Here is a 14790-nt window from a genome sequence, read left to right as displayed (position 1 = left end):
TGACAACTTGGAGAGAGGGGGATATAGTAAAGGTTATTAATCGTAATAATTACGATTAAATAAAACGTTAATAACTTTGAAAGGGGCAAGTGACTTTAGTGACTTTAGATACGAAAATAATACCGGTCACCGTGCTTTGCGGTTATTTGGGTTCAGGGAAAACCACGCTGCTTAACCACATACTGAATCAGCGCGGCGGTATGAAAGTAGCCGTGATCGTGAATGACATGAGCGAAATTAATATCGATGCCGGCCTCGTGAGCAATGGGGCCCAATTATCGAGAACGGAAGAGAAGCTGGTGGAGCTGTCCAACGGCTGCATTTGCTGCACGCTCCGGGACGATTTACTGCGGGAAGTCCAAAAGCTGGCGGCGGAAGGCCGGTTTGATTATATTCTGATTGAATCGACCGGAATCAGTGAGCCGGTTCCGATTGCCCAGACATTTACTTATGAGGATCCCGACACGGGAATCGACTTGACCGCCTTTGCCAGACTGGATTGCATGGTGACCGTCGTGGATGCCTATCGATTCTGGCATGATTTCGGCTCGGGCGAAACGCTGTTGGACCGGGGCCAGGCGACAGGGGAAGAGGATACCCGGGATGTGGTCGATTTACTGATCGACCAGATCGAAACTTGCGATGTGCTGATCTTGAACAAATCCGATCTGGTGGGCGATGAGGAGCTGGAGGAGCTTAAAGGGGTGCTGCGCAAGCTGCAGCCTACGGCCAAGCTGATCACTTCAAGCAACGGCATCGTGGATCCGAAGGAGATATTGAATACGGGACTGTTTGATTTCGAAAAAGCCAGCTTGTCCGCGGGATGGATCAAGGAGCTTCAGAAGGAAGAGCATACGCCCGAGACGGAAGAGTACGGCATCGGTTCCTTCGTGTACCGGAGATCGAAACCTTTTCATCCGGAAAGGCTCGCCAAGGTGCTGGAAAACTGGCCGGTTGAAGTCGTAAGAGCGAAAGGGACCGTTTGGCTCGCCGTAAAACATGATGACCTGGCGGCCAGCTTGAGTCAAGCAGGCCCTTCGATCCAGTTCGGCCCGTCCGGGCGTTGGGTGGCCGCACTGCCGGAGGAAGAACGGCAGGAAGTGTTCCGGATGGAACCGGAAGTGCTGGCGAAATGGGATTCCGTCTGGGGCGACCGCATGAACGAAATCGTGTTGATCGGCATCGATATGGACCGAAGCGAGCTGGAGCGGAACCTGGACGATTGCCTGCTGACTGAGGAGGAGTTGAAGATGGACTGGTCCGGGTTCAACAACCCGCTCCCCTGGATCAGCGATGAGGACTATGAGGCGGCTGTGGGCAACTGAACCGGATTTAATGGATTGTACCGAAAAGGAAGGAGGTGAAGGTAAATGCGCGTAGTTGTCACTCTGGCTTGCACGGAATGTGGGGACAGAAATTATACGACCACCAAAAACAAGAAAACTCATCCGGAACGTCTCGAACTGCGTAAATATTCGCCGCGGCTAAGAAAATATACCATTCACAGAGAAACGAGATAGCCGGATGGATGGGTGGACGCTCACAAATAAATAAGACCGGCCTACGGCCGGTCAAATGATATTTTTTCCGTAAAAAATTTCGTCCATTTCGATCGTCAGCCGCTCCGTAATTTCCAGTTGTTCCTGGGAACTAAGGCTATCTTTAGTGTAGCCGAACAGATAGTTGTTCAGATCGAATTCCCTTAACTTGCATTTGGTGTGAAAAATATGTTCCTGATACACGTTGACGTCGATCATGTGGTATTGATCGAGCACCTCGTCGGGAATATAGTTCTGAATCGAGCTGATATCGTGATCGATAAACATCTTTTGGCCGTTGATATCGCGGGTGAAGCCCCTGACCCGGTAATCGATCGTCATAATATCGGTATCAAAGGAATGAATTAAATAGTTCAGTGCTTTGAGCGGCGAAATTTCGCCGCAGGTAGAGACGTCGATATCCGCTCGGAACGTGCTGATGCCCTCATTCGGATCATATTCGGGATACGTGTGGACGGTAATGTGGCTTTTGTCCAGTTGGATAACTACATTGTCGGGAAGCGGCCCGGGAGATTCCTCAAACGATTCGTTCGGGACCTCCACGACTGGACCTTCCGAGACGAGCACCGTCACGCTGGCCCCTTGGGGAACGTAATCCTGCTTGGCGACATTCAGCACATGGGCACCGATGATTTCCGCGACAGTGGTCAGGATTTTCGTCAGCCGGTCCGAATTGTATTGCTCGTCGATGTAGGCGATATAGGCTTCGCGCTCCTCTTTGGTTCGCGTATAGCAAATGTCATACATATTAAAGCTGAGCGATTTGGTCAGGTTGTTAAACTCGTGCAACTGTATCCGCTGTTCCTGGGTCAGTTTCATGAGGGAATCCCCCTTTTTCGTGGCTGGTCTCTCGGTAAAGTTTGTTTGCATTACTTTACTTTTATACCCATTCTGTTGCGGAAAAAACGTTTAGCTGGAGAGAAGGGTAGAGATCGCCGTTATGAAAGGAAGAATCAGGATAAATTATCCCATCTGTCCCACTGTTCCTTAGGGTTCAGCTTATAAATTTCCCTATCCCGGCTCATGAGCCCGTGAATGATAAACTCTCTGCGGATGGTCGCATAATCCTCGTGATGCGGTTTGATATACTCGTTGATTTCTTTCTCCGTATAAGTACGGCCCGGTTCCAGCTCCGAGACAAGATGGTGAAGTACGATTAATTTCTTCTTATATTTGGTGGGCAACTCCTTTAGTCTTCCTTCGGCGGTAAAGAAGTTTTTGATGACGTTGGTCTGAGTCGCCTGTTGTTTTGGGTTCATGGTTCGTTGCTCCGCTTTTTGCTCTTCGTCTTCCTGTCGGTTCATGGAAAAGAATCCTCCTTAAACTGTTCAAATCGGAACAGAAATAAAACTTTTGAAATTCGATTGTTATTTAATTAGATGATAATCGAATTATGTTAAGGAGTCAATGCATGCTTTGCTCGGCAGACTGCAAAAATTAGACCTTTTCCTTGATGACGACCCCCATGGTCTCGATATCTTTCAGCAATCTGCCGCCATGAACCAGGTTGGCTTGCATCCTTAATCCCGGTTGCCGTATCGATCCGTCTAAATATTGCCGGATGCAGGCGGCTACCGGAATTGCCGTGAGTTTGTAGCCGTCTTCATGGTGGAGAGAACCGATCTCTTTTAGTGCAGGGTATCGGCTGGGCAGCGAACACATTTCTTCAAGCATCATTGCGCTGCAACGGGAGGTGCCGAATGGCTCTCCGAAATTCATTTTGCGCATGCCGCCTTTTTTCCAGCGGCCTTGATTAAAATAGGAGGTGTTGAAATCTTTCAATTCCTCGACCAATTCCTGAACCGTGGCCTTGCTTAAGTTTAACGATGGCCAGTTTATTTTGATGACGCTGCCGACGTTAGCCGATTCGAGCGAATCGAAAGAAGCCGCAGCCTGGTGTACGAGAACAGCCGCAAGGCCGGGATGAAAACCGCCGTCGGTAATGAAACAACAGCCTGCGGTGATCATATCCTGCTCCAGACCTTTTAAGACGGCCATTTTATAAGAAGAGTATTGAATATCCAGATTGTCGGTGCCGGTTTCCAGAGCGGCAACAGCGATTTCACGGGTGTATTGCGAGGTGCTGGAGGCGACGATGGCCAGATCCGCGGGTTGCATTACCGCTTTGAGCGAAGCAGGATCGGCAGCGTCGGAATAATGCCCTCTGGCTCGGTCCTCCCCGAATTGCCTGTTCAAGCGGGATGCGATTTCTTCAGCTTTGGTTTCATTTCTTCCTGCCAGTACAAGTCCTACCGAGGTGTACTCCAGTAGCAGTTTAGCCTTGCCTTTATTTAACAATAATTGCCGGAGGATGAACAGATTTGATGGCAATAAAATATGGCGAACTCATGAAAGGCCCGGCGGATGAAGTCCGCCGGGCCTTTCATTGCGATGATTACGGATTAAGGCTCAAGTCCCCAAACCAGGCTGCCGTTCAGGTAGGCAGGAACGCGCTCCCAGTCGGCGTATGCCGATTTGGTCGAATCATAAGAGAAGTCGTCCGCTTCCGCATAGTTACTCCAGTCGGTTTTATTGATGCGGACTTGAATTTCGCCGGTGTCCGCACCGGGGGCCAGGCTTCCCGCTCCGCTGCCGAAGGAGATTTCAATATAGTAGTCGCCGCCGGTGACTACAGGATCCACTTTGACTAAAGCGCCGCTGACGTTGCTGCTTCCGATCGCGGCATAGTCGCAGTGGAACTGCTGGGCCTTGTCTCCATCGATGGTGTAATAGTAACGCAGTTTTACGTCGCTTAACGCAATGGCTTCATCACCGTTGTTGACGATTTTGAATTGAGCCCGGATTTGATTGTCGTTTGCGTTGTTGTCATTCGTCCGGTACTGGACGGTCAAATCGCCTTCCGCCGGAATCGGTGCCTCCGTCGGCGTTGCGCTGACCTCTGCGGAATCCGGGCTGGCACCTACCGCATTGCTTGCGCTAACTACATAGTAGTAGGTCGTGTCATTGACCACGTCGAAATCGTCGTAAGCATTTACGGAAATCGTGGCGATGTTAGTGTAAGGCCCGCCGCTAACCGTCGCCCGTTTGACTGTATAAGACTCGGCGCCGGCCGATTTGTTCCAGGTTAAGCCGACTTGAGCATCGCCGGCTGTCGCTCTAAGTGCTGTAGGTGCTTTTGGAGCCACCGGATCAACCGGGCCTCCGCCTCTACCGTTAATCAGCCGGTCATATTCGGCATAGGCCGTAGCCATGTCGACTTGAGACCAGAAGCGGTGGTACGTGAATTCCGGAGCTCCGCTATCCCATTGTTTCGTTTGCGGATTCCATGATGTGTTGAATTTGTTCTCTAGATAAGACCAGGCAGGATCGTTAGTAATGTCCGGACGGACGTCGATATAGCTGGCGTATACTCCGTTTCCGCCTTTGGCCGGGTCGGAAGGCACGGCGCTGCTTCCCGGAATGGCGTTGCCTTGGCCGAAGGTTCCGTTCCAACCGTTCGGGAAATAAATTTCCTTCATGAAATATCTGTAATAATCGCCGCGGGGCTCAACCGTTGTGATGCCCACGCCGTCGTTGTATCCCCAGGCGGCATCCAGCAGCGATTTGGCCAATTGTTCAGCCTGGCTGCCGAGGGCGGTGTAACTGCCGTTTTCCGCCTTCGTAGCGGCTGCAAAGAAGGTCAAAGCCTTGATATAGCTGCCGAGTACCCCGGCGTCTTGCCCCGGATTTTTAGTGACAACATGAAGGCCCGGATTACCGGTATGATTGCTGAATCCGTTCCAACTGTCCGGTTTGCCTTGCCATTCCAGATTGCTAGGAATCCAGAATTCCCCGGGAGCGGAGACCGTGGCGATTTGCGGATCGTTGCCGCCGAGTACCCGATTCCCTTGTTGATCGAGGTAATAGCCTTCCGAATCGGTCACCGGACGGTTGTTAGCGAAGGCGTAATCCATCGACCAGTCGATCCAGTTTTCAACGACTTGCTTGGTCATTTGGAAGTTTTCGGACGTGGTGTCTCCATTGGAAGCGAGAATATAATAGTACTCCGCAATGCGTTCCACCGGCCAGGCTTGCATACCGAACCAGTTGTTGGAAGGTGGATCATGGTAAACGGGTGCATCATCATAAGCCATTTCGTAGAACGTACTGGTTCCTGCCGGATAGGCTTTGTAGGCGCCATCATAACTGTTGGTCGCCCCGCCGGCAATGGCGCCTTCACTGGACTGCAGCCAGGAGTAGAACTCAAGCTGCCGCTTTAGCGAGGTCGCCCAGTCTTGGCCCGCCGTCGGCGAAGACGGAATCAAGCCGCCTTCCGGGTCGGAGAGGGCATAGGCTGCGACCACGTTTTGATAGCCTTGATGCGCATGGCTGGCGCCGATGCGCCAAGCCCAGTTGCCGGTGTTTCCAAGCCCGCCGCCCCAGGCGGTATACCAGGCCATCAGATAGTGTGCAGCATTTTTACCCGTACCGGCAGAAGGCGAGCCGTCGGAGGCGCTGCCGATTTGCTGGAAGTACTTGTCGTACATGCCGTAGCGCAAATAGTCGCCCATCTTTTCGGCTTTTTGCAAATACACTTCATTGTCATAACCGAGTTCTTTGGCCCAATACATGGCCTGGATCGCCCGCGCATCGGCATCCGTGGCGTTGGTATAACGCCATTGTGCGGCCGGCGCGTTGCTCTCTTTCGTGAAGAGGGTCATAAAACCTTCGCCGGGTTTTCCGAACGATTTGTCGTCCTGGGATGGATGAGGAACCGCTTCCCAAACCGATTCCTGTTCGCCCCGTTGGAAAGTGTTAACGTAAGCGGCGGTATGGCTCGGGTTGAGTAGGTTTCCGAAACCGTACCAGTTATCCACGTCAACGAGCCAGTGCATGAGATAGGTCTGGTTATTGCCGTAGGTGGCTTTCAGCTCCGTATCGAGGGGATCCCTGCCCGCGGCATATTGTCCGCTTAACTGGCTGGGGTACTTGTCCGGTTGGTTATACTCGGCAGCATAGGTCGCCGGACTGTTGGGGTTATAGTAGCTCATGGTAGGCTGTTCTTCTTTTCCGTCGCCTTCATTTACCGGGATAATATATTTCTCCATGTTATCCCATGCCTCTTCCAGCTTGCTCCAGTCTCCCGTATAGTAGCCATATAGTACTTCCAGCCACATCCAGTAGCTGTAAGCTTCGGAAGTCGTCATATGCCCGTAGTCCGGGGCTTCGCTCATCAAGGTTTCAACGGCGTGATAGGGAATGCCTTCGGGAGAAAAATATCCGCTAGCGGGATCTTTAAGCTGATCGTAAAGCTGCAGAAAGCGGGTTTCCTCCGTGGAGGCGGCCATCGCTTTGGGAGCGCCGGCCCCGAATACACCGGTCATTAGGGAAAATAGTAAAGCCGCGGTCAATGCGAGTGAGAGGGGTTTCCTGAACACGTTCGATCTTTTCATAAATCCATCATCCCTTCAATGTGATTTGGTAAGGATTGAATGGTTTTGATTATCGATCTTGGCAGTCAGCTTAATCAAGGCTTGGCTCAAGGCTGTGCTCCCCATACGAGTGTTCCGTTCAGGTACAATGGGGTCTTGTCCCACTCGGCATAACTTTGCCGGGTTCCGTCATATGAATAATCATCGCTTTCGCTATAATTGGTCCAATCGGTTTTGTTGAAGCGGATTTGAATATCGCCACTGTCGGCACCCGGTGCCAGGGTGCCCGCACTCGGGCCAAACGAAATTTCAAGATAATAATCGGCCCCGGGAAGAGGCGATTCCAGTTTGACGAAAGAGCCGCTGACGTTGCCGCTGCCGATGGCGGCGTAATCGCAATGAAACTCCTGCGTTTTGTCTCCGTCGATCGTGTAATAATAGCGCAGCTTCACATTGCTTAGCGAAATGCTTTCGTCTCCGGTGTTGACGATCTTGAGCTGGGCCCGGATTTGATTATCTTCGGCACTGGTGTCGTTGGTGCGATATTGAACTTTTATGTCCCCTTCCGTAGGAATGGGGATTTCTCGAGGTGTAGCGCCGACTTGAGCGGAAGGGAGGCTGCTGCCGACCTGATTTCTCGCCGTTACGACGTAGAAATAAGTCGTTCCGTTAATCAGACCGCTATCGCTGAACGAGGTTCCGGTCACGCTGCCAACGGAAGTATAAGGACCGCCGCTTGCTTCCGAACGTTGAATCACATAATCGGCAGCTCCCGCTACCGCATTCCAGGACAAGTCTACGGTTCCGCTGCCTGCAGTTGCTTTTACTCCTTTAGGTGCTGCTGGAACCTTGGGTTCTCCCGGATTTCCTCCTCCGTCCGGCAATTCGCCGAATACCCGGACACCTGCGTCAAACACTGGAATATTGGCTGTTTTTACAGGTCCCGCACTTCCAGTCCCGATTCCCTGATAAGAAAAGTCATTGCTGTTATCCCAGAAATTCGTATTCAGCGGTCCGGCGATACGGAATTGCACCTCTTTACGGTAGGCAGATTGGCCCCCCGGATAGATGCGGGTTCCGCTGAAATCAATGGTCGTATAGTAAATGTTGTTCGCTTCATCGTGCGGCTGTAATTGGGATACGGTAGCCCCCTGGTTATAGCCTCCGGCAGCCACCGTAATATCTTCCGGACCATAACCTGCGGCGACCGCTTCGCTAAGATCAAGATAATATTTGAAGGACATGTCTTCGCTAGCGCGTGCGGGCCATCCGGAGCGATTGTTCAGCAAGGCCCGGATCTCGATGAAGTTGCTGCCGCTGGCGTTGACCGAAGCCTCCACGAACATTTCGTCCTCGCGCGTTTCCGGCGCAGGGAACGAGGAGAGGGGCTGCTGGCCGGCGCCGTGAAGCAGCATCATTTTGGACAATGCACCGGTGAATCCGGCATTATAATCCGTCGCAACTTCGTTGGACACGTAATCCCCGATCGAGTCGGTGTAGGCGTCGGTTTTTGACGGTCCGCCGACAAGCGCGCCGTACAGCACATGGCGATGATTTACCGGCACGGACTGGCTGTCCGCCCAAGATCCGTGAGAGGTGCGATGATGCGGATGCTGTGGCGAGTTATCGCCGAAGCCGATGACATAGCTGCTATTCCGCGGATTGTCGCCCAGCATATACAAAATTTGCTGTTCAGCGAATGAACGCGCGTTTATTTTCTTCGTGGCATCGCTCACCCAATCGGAATACACAAAGGCCAGAAATGCCTGGTTGGCAGAATACCGCAGGGCGCCCCATTGATCGAGATGGGCCAACCCTCCGGGAGTGTACGTTACCTTTTCACTCGTGCCGCTAACGCCGGTCGTCCAGAACTCCATATTCCGTTCTGTGGATTGAACGAAACGGGGATCTCCGGTAATCCGGGCCAGCAGAAGCTGGGCTCCATAGTGTTTGTCATCCCAAGCATGGGTCCATTTGTAATCCCATTGTCCTTGCTGATTGGTGCTCCACAGATCGCTTGCCGCGATCGCTTTATCCAGGTAACCCTGCTCCTGGGTCGCCAGGTACAGCCAGATTGCTCCCCAACTGAGCTCATCCGCATAACCGCTCCAGGAATTATAAAACTGCTTGGCATCCGTTATACTGTCTGAATATTTTCCGCGGTATTGATCCGCGAAGCTATACAATTCCTTGGCATGCTGGAGCAGTTCGGCGGAATAGGAGGGATCGCTGTCCTTAAAAATGATCGATGCGGCTGCCAGCGCGGCGGCCGTCTCACCGGCCAGATCGGAACCGGGATGGGTGGCGTCGATTTTGTATGCTGGGCGCTGCATCGGCATCACTTCGGCCGGCCCCCACCAGTTGTGGTCCGCCGTTCCGTTGCCGATTTGACCCCACAACTCATTCGGAGCTGTATGCGCTTTCATGAAATAGTCCGTTGCCCAGCGAATATTGTCCAGAATTTCATCCAGTTGACCGGACTGTTCATAACCTTCACGATATTCATAAACCGACCAGGCCAGCAGGGTTGCCGTTGAAGCCATCGGGAATCCGAATTTGACGTGGTCGCCGGCATCATACCACCCGCCGGTCAGATCATGTCCTACGTCCGCACCGTCCTGCAATCCCGAACCTCCACGCCATTCCACGCGGTTGTTATCGGGAAGCTCTCCGGATCGCTGCGCTTCATAGAAATAGATCGACTTTTGCAGCGCCTCGGCATAATTGTAATCGGAAGCGGCTGCGCTTGCTTTGCCGGGAAGGGAGGACCAGCCCGAATAGCTTGTAAGCGCTAACAAAATACTGAATGACAGTGCACTACTTTTCTTGAACCATTTGCCCATAGCAGATTTCATCCTCTCTTAGAGTGATTCTACTAAACAAACGACTTTCGGCTGAAGCGACAAAAAAATAGCCCGTTCACCTCACTTTCGGCAAAGTAGAGGACGCGCTGTCTTCGACATAGGGTAGGAGTTACCTTGTCCCATCCATAATATACCATACAAAACTATTATTTTCTAGTTTTTTACAGTAAAAAATTTCTATTAATTCCATAAGAATGTGAAAAAACCCTCATTCTCGACATGAGGGATTCACGTAAGTGCTCAAAATATGTCAACCGAGGGATCGCTACTTTTGTTAATCTCGAGCCTCCGGCTTGTTCAGCCGGACGTTTTGTTTTAACAAATCCCGGATTTCGGCCAAAAGGACTTCCTCGTTGGAAGGTGTCGGAGCTTTCTCCGGTTTGGTTTCTTCCTTCCGTTTGAATCTGGAGATCGCTTTTATAAAGAGGAAGATGGAAAAAGAAACGATCAGGAAATCGACCACGGTTTGCAAAAACAGCCCATATTTTAATGGGGCATCCCCAATCGTATACGTTAGGCCGGATAGATCGATGCCCCCGAGTAGCAGTCCTACCAGCGGCATAATAATATCGCTTACCAGCGAAGCGACGATCTTGCCGAAGGCGGCCCCGATGATGACCCCGATCGCGAGATCGAGAATATTTCCTTTCAAAGCAAAGGCTCTAAATTCTTTCCACATAGGCGGTTCACCCATCCTTGTCCAAAATTTGTCCGCAACCGTCAAGACAGTTACTAAGCTTACATTTAGAGTTATTTTATCCGAATTGCTGAAAAGTGCCAACCGTGTTATTGAAAAAAAACCTCCCTCTGGAAGGGAGGCAGGGATAACCATATTGTTTCCGCAACAATTTAGTATTTAGGATTCGTGCCGTACTGATTCGTGCCTTCGTCGCTGTCCAGACACATGAATACAAGCAGGATAATTGTCCCGGCGATTGGCACGAAACTGATCAGAATCCACCAGCCGCTTTTGCCCGTATCATGCAGCCGGCGGAAGACCAGGGCGATGGAGGGGATTAATACGGCCAGCGCATAAAGGTAGCCGAGTATGTTGGGTATCCCAAAGAGTCCGCTTACAAAGCCAAGGACAAGGCCAATAATGAAATTCAACAGAAAGAATATCCAGTACTCTTTACGCCGGGCCCTCCCTTGAAACCCCGCATAATTTTGTAAAACCTTGAGATACCACTCCATGATTCTATTCCCTCCCGCATCAATTTTTCTCTGCGAACTATGTATATTCATTCCATGGCTTGTTCTAGTTCCTTAGAAAAAAATTCTGAAATTTAACAACCTTTTTAAATCATTTTCCTAATTTTATAACTAAACCTGACAGACCTCTGATTAGTACATGATTTTTCCATAAATTAGTACGGTATTTTTGCGAAGAAGTGATGTGTTACGTTATTAAGTAGATAGGAAAACGCTTTCAAAAAATGAAGCAAAACAATTTACAAGGGAGGAAATTGTTGGGTATGGGCAAAAAACGATATCGTCCGGTCTGGTCATTGGCCATGGCTGCTGTGTTGCTGGTTTCGATGTTTTCAACCGTCGCATCCGCCGATCCGAAACAAGCCGCTAGCGCTAAAGACACCGGGAAAATCAGTATGCAATCTTATGTAGAAGCTATGCAGCCCGGATGGAATTTGGGAAATACCCTTGATGCTACAGGCGACGATGAGACCTCGTGGGGCAATCCTCGCGTAACGAAAGAGTTGATTCAACAAATCGCCGATCAAGGTTACAAAAGCATCCGTATCCCGGTGACCTGGGGACAGCACATGGGCGAAGCGCCGGACTATAGTATTGATCCTGCCTATCTTGACCGGGTAGAAGAAGTTGTGGACTGGGCTTTGGAGTGCAAATTGTACGTGATGATCAACATGCATCATGATTCGTGGCAGTGGGTAAGCCATATGGAAAAGAATCACGATGAAGTGCTGGCGCGTTACCAATCGGCGTGGACTCAAATTGCCGACCGTTTTAAGGATCACTCCAACAAGCTGATTTTTGAAGCAATCAACGAACCGCGGTTCACCGACGGCGGCACGACCGATCGCGCCAAGCAATATGAGATGCTGAGCGAGTTGATCACCTCTTTCCACAAAATCGTAAGAAACTCCGGTGGTCTGAATGCTGAACGCCCACTGGTAATTCCGACGCGCGAAACTTCGCCTGCGCAGGAGGATTTGACCGAGCTTTACAATACGATCCTTAAGCTTGACGATCCAAACTTGATCGCTACCGTCCATTTTTATGGCTTTTGGCCGTTTAGCGTCAATATCGCCGGTTACTATAAGCTCGAAAAAGATACGTTGAACGATTTGACCACGACTTTTGATAACATTTACAACACTTTGGTGTCGAAGGGGATTCCGGTCATTCTTGGCGAATACGGGTTGCTTGGCTTCGATAAAAATACCGGCGTTATCGAACAGGGCGAAACGTTGAAATTTTTCGAGATTTTGACCAACTATCTGAACGAAAAGAAAATTACGCATATGCTGTGGGACAACGGGCAGCATTTTGGCCGTACCACGTTCAAATGGTCTGACGAGCAATTGTTCAATATTATGAAAGCGGGATGGACGGGACGTTCGTCCACGGCGGAGAGTGACTTGGTTTACCTGAAGCAAGGCGACGAGATTCAGGATGCAAAAATCGAGCTGAATCTGAACGGTAATCAACTGACCGGCTTGTTTGCGGGAAGCGAGAAGCTTGCTCAGGGAGAAGATTACGAATTGAATGGAGAAGAACTCGTTCTTAAGGCAGGACGCCTCGCCAAACTTACGACGGCCGGCCATTTGGGGCAAAATGCGATTGTAACCGCTAAATTCAATCAAGGACCGGAATGGAATTTTAAAATTACCGTTTATATAACTCCGGAGTTGGGCAATGCTTCGGGTTCCACAGAGGATTTTGCAATTCCGACTACCTTTAACGGAAATCAGCTAGCCACGATGGAAGCCGTATATTCCGGCGGGGGCAATGCGGGACCGCAGGATTGGACCTCCTTCAAGGAATTCGGATATACCTTTGCTCCTTCGTTCGCAACCGACGAAATTCAGTTGAAACCGGAATTTTTCAAGGAAGTGAAGGACGGAGACGTGATCTTAAAATTCCACTTCTGGAGCGGAGAGATCGTAAACTACAAAATTTCGAAAAAGGGAACCAGCGTGACCGGGCAAGTTTCCCGGGATTAGCGGGCCCTAGATTGGGAAGCCTCAAGCCGCGTGTCTTTAACGGGCCGGGGCTTCTCTTTTGCTAAATGTGATAATTCTGTTCATTATTTATTTTTTACAGCAAAAAGCCTTGCCCGGTTTGGAATATTAAGGTATGATGATATCCTTCTTGCAAAATCGCCTTGTCTGAAGTGGACGAAAACTTGCGTCCAATAAGCTTATCGGAGGTGTTCTTTAATGCTTTATTTCACGCTGGCTTCCAAAGCCTATGCCCGAAACCTGCAGTACCGCGGTGCGCATATGGTGCACAATCTGGCAAGTGCCATGTTCGGCTTCATGTATGCATGTATCTGGATCGGGCTTGGCAGAGATCATCCTTTGGGGGATTACGGAACGCAGGGGATGGTGGGCTACATCGCTTTTACCCAGGCTGTGCTCTGGGTTACCAGCTTCATCTCAAACGGTCTCGGCATTCCCCAATCCGTCAGGACCGGTCAAATTTCGCTTGATCTGATGCGTCCCGTTCATTTGTTCAGCCATATGATGGCCAGGGAATGGGGGCAAATCGCCTACCAGTTTCTTTACAAATCCATTCCGATTTACCTCCTGTACTTTTTTCTCTTTTCACTTCGGCTTCCCGATCATGGAATTACTTATTTGTTCACCTTTTTGGGACTATCCGGAGCCGCCTATTTATCCATTTGCATGAATTATCTGATCGGTGTCAGCGCTTTGTGGACGACGGAATCGTCCTGGCTGTATTGGGGCAATCACGCGATGATCAACCTGCTTGCCGGTTTTTTTATTCCGCTGGAATGGTTGCCCCGCTGGCTTGAAAATCTTGCCTGGATGTCTCCGTATCCTTATCTGCTTTATGTGCCGACGACCGTTTATCTGGGTCACGGAAGCGGCCGCGGACTATGGGGGACTTTGTTCTGGGGCGTGCTGATGACCGTACTCTGTCTCCTGGCCACTCGCATCGTACGGCGGAAAGTCGAGGTGCAGGGAGGATGAAGCTTAAATCCTGTTTGGCTATGTACCGGCTGTTAATTAAAACCAGCATCAAAAGCCGAATGCAATACAAATTTAATTTTATGCTCGCGTCGGTGCTGGCTGCGCTGATCCAGATTTCCGAATTTCTGATGATCGCGATTGTGCTGGCCAAATTCGGTGCGATCCAGGGCTGGTCCATCTATGAAATCGGATATTTGTTCGCGGTGATGACGTTGTCCAAAACGTTGTATAGGACATTTGCCGATGAAGTGCATCATTTGGAAAAATATCTGGTGGGCGGGGACTTCGATCAGTTGCTGACCCGGCCGATGCCGGTGTTGCTCGCCCTGATGCCGCAAAATTTCAGAATTATGCTCGGTGAAGTGCTGCAGGGCGGCTTTATTCTCTGCTGGTCTCTTGGCGGGATGATGCACAGTGGACAAGTCGGTTGGGCCGCTGTGCCGTTTACGCTGTTTATCATATTTACGGGCGCGGTCATTTTGTTCTCGATAGGTCTTGCCACTGCAACGATCGGCTTCTGGACGACCCGGATCGAAGAATTGCAGAACTTTACGGAGGATGCCGCACGTACGGCGGCGCAGTATCCGCTTACCTTGTATCCCAAGTGGATGAAATCGCTGCTCCTGATCGTGATTCCGGTCGGATTCGTGAATTATGTTCCGTCACTTTACATCCTGAAGGGGGAGCTGGGGGCGTGGGTGCTCGCGGCATTGGCAGGCGTGGCGATACTTTGTCTGGCCGCAAGCTTGCGTTTCTGGCGGTTCGGCATTACCAAATATCAGAGTACGGGGAGTTAAGG

The 14790-nt window shown here is 50.7% G+C and carries 12 protein-coding genes; 5 read left to right on the top strand and 7 right to left on the bottom strand.

Annotated elements, in window-relative coordinates; genetic code table 11:
* The first annotated feature begins 98 nt into the window (after window positions 1-98).
* Complete coding sequence (locus DFP94_RS10450; protein WP_114496434.1) at window positions 99-1325, top strand: GTP-binding protein; 1227 nt, start codon at window positions 99-101, stop codon at window positions 1323-1325.
* A gap of 45 nt (window positions 1326-1370) precedes the next feature.
* Window positions 1371-1520, top strand: coding sequence for a 50S ribosomal protein L33 (gene rpmG, locus DFP94_RS10445; RefSeq protein ID WP_059046469.1), 150 nt, complete (start codon window positions 1371-1373; stop codon window positions 1518-1520).
* A gap of 51 nt (window positions 1521-1571) precedes the next feature.
* Here the strand turns inward: rpmG and speD are convergent, their stop codons facing one another.
* The 7 genes from speD to DFP94_RS10410 all read right to left on the bottom strand — a co-directional run bounded on the left by speD (window position 1572) and on the right by DFP94_RS10410 (window position 10989).
* Complete coding sequence (gene speD, locus DFP94_RS10440; protein WP_114496433.1) at window positions 1572-2378, bottom strand: adenosylmethionine decarboxylase; 807 nt, start codon at window positions 2376-2378, stop codon at window positions 1572-1574.
* 134 nt (window positions 2379-2512) lie between these two features.
* Complete coding sequence (locus tag DFP94_RS10435; RefSeq protein ID WP_114496432.1) at window positions 2513-2863, bottom strand: DUF2087 domain-containing protein; 351 nt, start codon at window positions 2861-2863, stop codon at window positions 2513-2515.
* Between the two features lie 133 nt (window positions 2864-2996).
* Window positions 2997-3890, bottom strand: a complete 894-nt coding sequence (locus DFP94_RS10430; RefSeq protein ID WP_181873095.1) for a saccharopine dehydrogenase family protein — start codon at window positions 3888-3890, stop codon at window positions 2997-2999.
* A gap of 71 nt (window positions 3891-3961) precedes the next feature.
* Window positions 3962-6883, bottom strand: a complete 2922-nt coding sequence (locus DFP94_RS10425; RefSeq protein WP_425459256.1) for a glycoside hydrolase family 48 protein — start codon at window positions 6881-6883, stop codon at window positions 3962-3964.
* Between the two features lie 155 nt (window positions 6884-7038).
* On the bottom strand, window positions 7039-9774 hold the full coding sequence (locus DFP94_RS10420; RefSeq protein WP_114496429.1) for a glycoside hydrolase family 9 protein: 2736 nt from the start codon (window positions 9772-9774) through the stop codon (window positions 7039-7041).
* Window positions 9775-10069: 295 nt separating this feature from the next.
* Window positions 10070-10474 (bottom strand): large conductance mechanosensitive channel protein MscL, encoded by a 405-nt coding sequence (mscL, locus tag DFP94_RS10415; RefSeq protein WP_114496428.1) that lies wholly within the window; start codon window positions 10472-10474, stop codon window positions 10070-10072.
* Window positions 10475-10644: 170 nt separating this feature from the next.
* On the bottom strand, window positions 10645-10989 hold the full coding sequence (locus DFP94_RS10410) for a DUF805 domain-containing protein (protein ID WP_114496427.1): 345 nt from the start codon (window positions 10987-10989) through the stop codon (window positions 10645-10647).
* Window positions 10990-11270: 281 nt separating this feature from the next.
* Between DFP94_RS10410 and DFP94_RS10405 the strand changes: the two genes are divergently transcribed.
* The 3 genes from DFP94_RS10405 (at window position 11271) to DFP94_RS10395 (ending at window position 14788) form a co-directional block, all read left to right on the top strand.
* Window positions 11271-12998 carry a cellulase family glycosylhydrolase gene (locus DFP94_RS10405; protein WP_114496426.1) on the top strand — a complete coding sequence of 576 codons (1728 nt, stop codon included), beginning with the start codon at window positions 11271-11273 and terminating at the stop codon, window positions 12996-12998.
* A 216-nt stretch (window positions 12999-13214) separates the two neighbouring features.
* Entirely contained in the window at window positions 13215-13991 is a 777-nt protein-coding gene (locus tag DFP94_RS10400; protein WP_114496425.1) for an ABC transporter permease, read from the top strand.
* Window positions 13988-14788, top strand: a complete 801-nt coding sequence (locus DFP94_RS10395; protein ID WP_114496424.1) for an ABC transporter permease — start codon at window positions 13988-13990, stop codon at window positions 14786-14788. The genes DFP94_RS10400 and DFP94_RS10395 overlap by 4 nt, the downstream gene beginning before the upstream one ends.
* Window positions 14789-14790 lie beyond the last annotated feature (2 nt).

This window comes from Fontibacillus phaseoli, assembly GCF_003337355.1.
In the GTDB taxonomy this organism is placed as follows: Bacteria; Bacillota; Bacilli; order Paenibacillales; family Paenibacillaceae; genus Fontibacillus; species Fontibacillus phaseoli.
The sequence above is the reverse complement of the archived record's forward strand: the minus strand, read 5'-3'. Positions and strand labels throughout refer to the sequence as shown.

Excerpts from the sequence above, each read along its gene's own strand:
- rpmG (WP_059046469.1), top strand. The coding sequence starts at position 1,371 with ATGCGCGTAGTTGTCACTCTGGCTTGCACGGAATGTGGGGACAGAAAT.
- speD (WP_114496433.1), bottom strand. The coding sequence starts at position 2,378 with ATGAAACTGACCCAGGAACAGCGGATACAGTTGCACGAGTTTAACAAC.
- DFP94_RS10435 (WP_114496432.1), bottom strand. The coding sequence starts at position 2,863 with ATGAACCGACAGGAAGACGAAGAGCAAAAAGCGGAGCAACGAACCATG.
- DFP94_RS10425 (WP_425459256.1), bottom strand. The coding sequence starts at position 6,883 with ATGACCGGTGTATTCGGGGCCGGCGCTCCCAAAGCGATGGCCGCCTCC.
- DFP94_RS10420 (WP_114496429.1), bottom strand. The coding sequence starts at position 9,774 with ATGGGCAAATGGTTCAAGAAAAGTAGTGCACTGTCATTCAGTATTTTG.
- mscL (WP_114496428.1), bottom strand. The coding sequence starts at position 10,474 with ATGTGGAAAGAATTTAGAGCCTTTGCTTTGAAAGGAAATATTCTCGAT.
- DFP94_RS10410 (WP_114496427.1), bottom strand. The coding sequence starts at position 10,989 with ATGGAGTGGTATCTCAAGGTTTTACAAAATTATGCGGGGTTTCAAGGG.
- DFP94_RS10405 (WP_114496426.1), top strand. The coding sequence starts at position 11,271 with ATGGGCAAAAAACGATATCGTCCGGTCTGGTCATTGGCCATGGCTGCT.
- DFP94_RS10400 (WP_114496425.1), top strand. The coding sequence starts at position 13,215 with ATGCTTTATTTCACGCTGGCTTCCAAAGCCTATGCCCGAAACCTGCAG.
- DFP94_RS10395 (WP_114496424.1), top strand. The coding sequence starts at position 13,988 with ATGAAGCTTAAATCCTGTTTGGCTATGTACCGGCTGTTAATTAAAACC.